The organism is Actinomycetota bacterium, from assembly GCA_041658565.1.
Lineage (GTDB): Bacteria > Actinomycetota > AC-67 > AC-67 > AC-67 > JBAZZY01.
The window spans coordinates 1-4,819 of sequence record JBAZZY010000054.1 but is presented as its reverse complement, the minus strand read 5'-3'; the positions used below and the strand labels follow the sequence as shown (position 1 = coordinate 4,819).

General features: G+C 62.6%; 1 protein-coding gene. It reads left to right on the top strand.

The window, feature by feature from the left end:
* Positions 1-1,267: 1,267 nt before the first annotated feature.
* Positions 1,268-4,819: hypothetical protein (locus WDA27_14655; GenBank protein ID MFA5892166.1), on the top strand; the 3,552-nt coding region annotated here is incomplete at its 3' end.

Sequence of the window (4,819 nt, the reverse complement as noted above, 5' to 3'; positions counted from 1 at the left end):
GGCGAATCTCACTTTGAACGGGGATTTCTACCGAAGCGTGACTGGCTCGGGCTCCGCCGACGCGCTCAGTCTCAACGCACCGGTAGTCCTAGGCGGCGGAGTCTCGACGACGTTCCAGACTCCCGGAGGAGCTGGCGACGATATTCGCTTCTATTCCACGTTCAAGGATGCGGCCGACGGGACCCACGATGTGATCATCGATGCCGGGGCAAGCGGGACGGTAACCGTGGACGGCGATATCGGAACCCTTGCGGGCAACGACAAACCCAAGAGCCTGACAGTCGGAGGAGCCTCGGCTACCGGAGCCATTTCCCTGGCTCAGGCATTCACGACTCTGGCCCAAAGCATTCGGACTACCGGGACGATCGTCCTCAATGGGGCAACTTATCGGAACACTGCCAGCGTCGCCGCGAATCCCGCCCTTTCGTTCCAAGGTCCCCTGAGCTTGGCCGCGAATACCGTGACTTTCAAGACTCCCGGCACTGCCACCGACGGGATCACCGTCACCGGTACCATCGACGCGGATGACGCGGCTAGCCAGGCCCGGAGCCTCGTCCTCGACGCGGGAGCGGCTGGTATCGTGACAATCAGCGGCACTGTCGGCGCAAGCCAGGCCCTCGCGGGGTTGACGATCGCCAACTCCGGAGGGACGACCTTCCAATCCGCGGTAAGGGTCAATGACGCTCCGGGGACGATAGCGATCAGCGACTCGGCCGCGGGTCAGTCGATCGCCTTCCAGGGAAATGTCACCGCCACGAATCTCACGGCGGCTGGCACGGCGAACAACTACAATGTCGCCTTCGCGGGACCCACGACCGGCATCGGCAGCTTCGTCGACTTTCTCAATACAGGCACGGTTGTCTTGGGCGACGGCGGAGACACTCTTAATTTCGCCGCCGGTTTGAGCCATACGGCGGGCCCGACTTCCTTGTCGGGGACCTTGAATACCACCGACGCGAATGTGACCCTTGCCGCCCTGTCCCTCGTCACCGGAGCCTCGACCATCGATACGGATACCGCCGCGGCTGGCTCCGGAAATCTGGAGTTCACGACCCTGCAAGGCAACCAGAACCTAAGCTTGTACGCCGGGACCGGAACGATCACCGCGCTCTCTACGGTCGGCGCCGGTGGAGCGGCTAACGTTCTTGGAACCGGTACCGGCGCGGCCTTGACCATTTCCGGGACGACGGGCTTGGCCGATTTCCGGGGAACGGTAGACGCAAACTCGGGCATTTCCTCATCCGCTCCGATCCAATTCCGGGGCGACGTGACCCTCGCCGCCGGCACTATGGCGACTAACTTTGATGGAAATGTGACTTTTCTCAAGGCCGCGGGCAACCTCGCTTTTCAATCAGGACGGAACGTCACATTTGGAGACGCCGTCACGGATACCATCAGCTTGAGCGGGGACGCGGCGGGCACTGTTTTGATTTCGACCACGGCCAACAATGGCGATCTCGTATTCAATTCCTCCCTCGGGGGAAGCCAGGCGCTGAGCCTGACGACGGTGGGAATCGGGCTGATATCCTGGGCATCGGATCTTTCGCTGGGAGCCACGAGCGTCGCCGGGACCAACCTCTCGGTCAGCACGGCGCGGCTTGATTTTTCGAATAATGTCGACGCCTCGACGAGCGACAAGGACATAGTATTCCTCGTTGACGAACTCAACCTCGGGACCTCGAATACGGTTTCGGCGGGATCGGCGAATTTCAGGATCGCGCCGAGAACGAGCGCATTATCGGTGGAGTTCGCGCCGGTGAAAGTGCTGACGCCGGGAACCACCGACATTTTCATCGACTCGGCTTTCGCTGGAATCACGGCCGGGAACTTCACGCTCGGATCGGTCGCGCAGTCCGGCAATATCCATATTGGTAATTCCACTAACGCGGTCACCTCGACCTACCAGCTTTCGGTTCTTCAGAATCAGGCCGGGATCGGCAGGATCCAGTTTGAGAACGGCTACAACGCGAGCGCGGCGAACAAGAATCTCAGCCTGACTTCGGGGACGGGCGGTATCAGGTTCGGAAACACGGTGACGCCGGTCGCGCTGAGCCTCGGGACGGGGGCCTTCGCATCGAACGGCGCGGCCGGAGGAGCCGGCGCGGTCACGGTGGTTCAGAACACAACGATTACCGCCAACGGCGGCATTTCCTTCCTCACGGCCAACAGCACTATCAACAGCAGCGCGGGCGACGCGCGGACGCTATCCCTCCAGGCGGGCAACTCCCCAGCGCAATTGGCCGGCGATGTCGGGACCGACTCGGGAAGCACGGGCCGCCTGGGCTCGCTCGCGATCAATACCATAGGCGCGAGCGGGACCCTGGGCTTGGCTCAGGTGTTTACGATCGGTAATCAAACGTATTACGCGGGCGGCGGCATCGCGCTGAACGGGATCACCTATCGTGCCACAAGCTCGGCGGGGGGGACCTCGATCGCCTTCAACGGCGATGCGACCTACAACGGCTCCTCGTTGACGGTCCAGACCGACGGAAGCCACGCCACCGCGGATGGCATCGTCTTCACCGGATCGATCATGGCCGGTGTCGACGCCACCAATCCCGTCAGCCTCCTTCCAGGCCTTAATGGGACTCTCTCTGTTATCGGCGACATCGGGGCGAGCGCTTCGGGGCGGCCGAGCGCTGTGACGATGGGTGCTTCAGGCAATGCCGGCGGCTATTCTTTCGCGAGCGTTTACGCGCGCAACGCGACCGCCTCGGGCCTGTCCGTCCTGACGAACGGGCTTTCCAGCGCGAACGGATCGACGATCGCTATCTCCGGCCTCGGCGCCGGCGCGGTCTCCTTCGCGGGCGGAGTTGAACTCGCCCATGCCTCGGGCCTCTCCATCGCGACGAACGGTGTCGCGGGCAGTTCGGTCTCCTTCGCCTCCTTCGCGAGGTCGAAAACCGATGGCGCATATCGTCCCTTAGCGGTGAACTCGGGAGTAGCGGCGACTGTTTTCAACGGGGCTCTGGGCGAGACGGCGAACCGCGAACTTTCGAAGCTCTCGGTGACGGCGGGTACTGTGGATTTCACTGCGGCCGTGAAGACGAAATATGTAGATGCGACGAACGACGGAAGCGTTACGCTCACCAATTCCGCCCTCCTTACTATACCCGCCGCCGCTGATTTCACCCTCGAAGGGGCCTTCACCCAGAACGGGGGAGCTCTAGGACTAGTGTCGATCGCCGGCGACATAACGACAAGCGATGATACGGTGAGCTTCGCCCGCGGCATCACGCTCACTGGCAACGTGGCGATCGGGACGGGCGCGACGGGAGCGGACGTGAGCTTCGCTGATGCGGCGAAGATCGACGACGACGGTACGGCCGGAAACGCTGACCTGACGATCACCGCCGGATCGGGTACTATAAAGTTCGGCGCGACGGCGGGGGCGGCTAACGGCAGGATCGGCGGTACGAATCGCATCGGAATGTTGACGATCGTGAGCGCGGCTAACGTGACGGCGAGCGGCTCGATCAGCGCGGCCAGGATACTGCAAAGCGCGGGTAGCTCACTGACGAGCTTCGGTTCCGCAGTGGACACGAACCACGCGACGCTCGACGGCTTGTCGCTCAAAGGCGCGGCATTCATATTCTCGGGGACCGTCACGACTAGTGGCAACGGTGCGGTGGATATCGATCATTCCGGACTCCTCACGATCACCGATACGACGAGCGCCGGGGATATCGCAGGCTATGACTTCGATCTTAGCGGTAGCTTCCTCGAACGAGATACTAGTGGCACGCCGACAGGCACGGTCTCGATCTCGGGGGATATTCGTACAAGCGGAGATATCATCACCTTCAACCGCCCGATGATCCTGGTCGGCAACACCGCCTTGGATTCTGGTACGGGAGCCGATATCACCCTTTCGAACACGGTGGAGCCGAATACACTCGATACGGAGGGTCTGACTCTTCTTGCCGGGATCGGGAACATTTCCGTAACGGGGCCTGTCGGGTTGGGCAAGAGGATAGGGACGCTTGCCGTGAAAAGCGCCGCGAACTCGACCTTCACCAATTCCGTGACTGCCTGGAGTTTCACGCAGACCGCCGGTACGGGTACTACGACATTGAACGGCGCGGTCTCGCTGGGCGCGTATATGTCACTGAACGTGGCGAATATCGCGGTGAATGCCAATGTCCTCTCGATCACGGGCCACCTTACCATGCGAGCAGGGACCGACCTCACGGTGTCCGCGGGTAAGAGCGTGACGACGGGGACGCCGGGGACGGTGTCGATGAGCGCGACGAGCGGGCTCCTTTTGATGAGCGGCACCGCGAACGCGACGGCTAGCTCTTCCTCCCTGCGGCTCTTCGCGAGCGGGAACCTGACGGTGGGAAACCTGAGCGCGACGAACCTCTCGCTTATGACGAGCGGTGGGAGCGTCGTGAACGCGGTGGGAAGCACGAAGAACGCGACGGGCACGAAGCTCAGGCTCGAGGCAAACGGCTCGATCGGCGTACCGAGTCGGCACCTGTCGACGAACGTGGACAGCGTGACGGCGAAGGCTTCCACCGGAAGCATGTACCTTACCGAGGACTCAAGTATCGGCGTGGGCTCGGTCGCGGTGACGGTGACTAACTTCAACGCCGACGCGACGACGACGGGTGTGACCGATGCGGCCCAGGCCGACCTCGTGACGCTCGCGAACGGGAACATCGTGCTCGCGACGGCGGCTGGGGATGTCGCGCTCGATGACGGGAGCACGCCCGCGGACGGGATGGCGGTAAGCGCGAACGGCTCGGGCAACGTGCTCGTGAACGCGGCGGGTAACCTCGGGACGAACGCCAACGTCCTCTCGGGCACGGGCCATCTC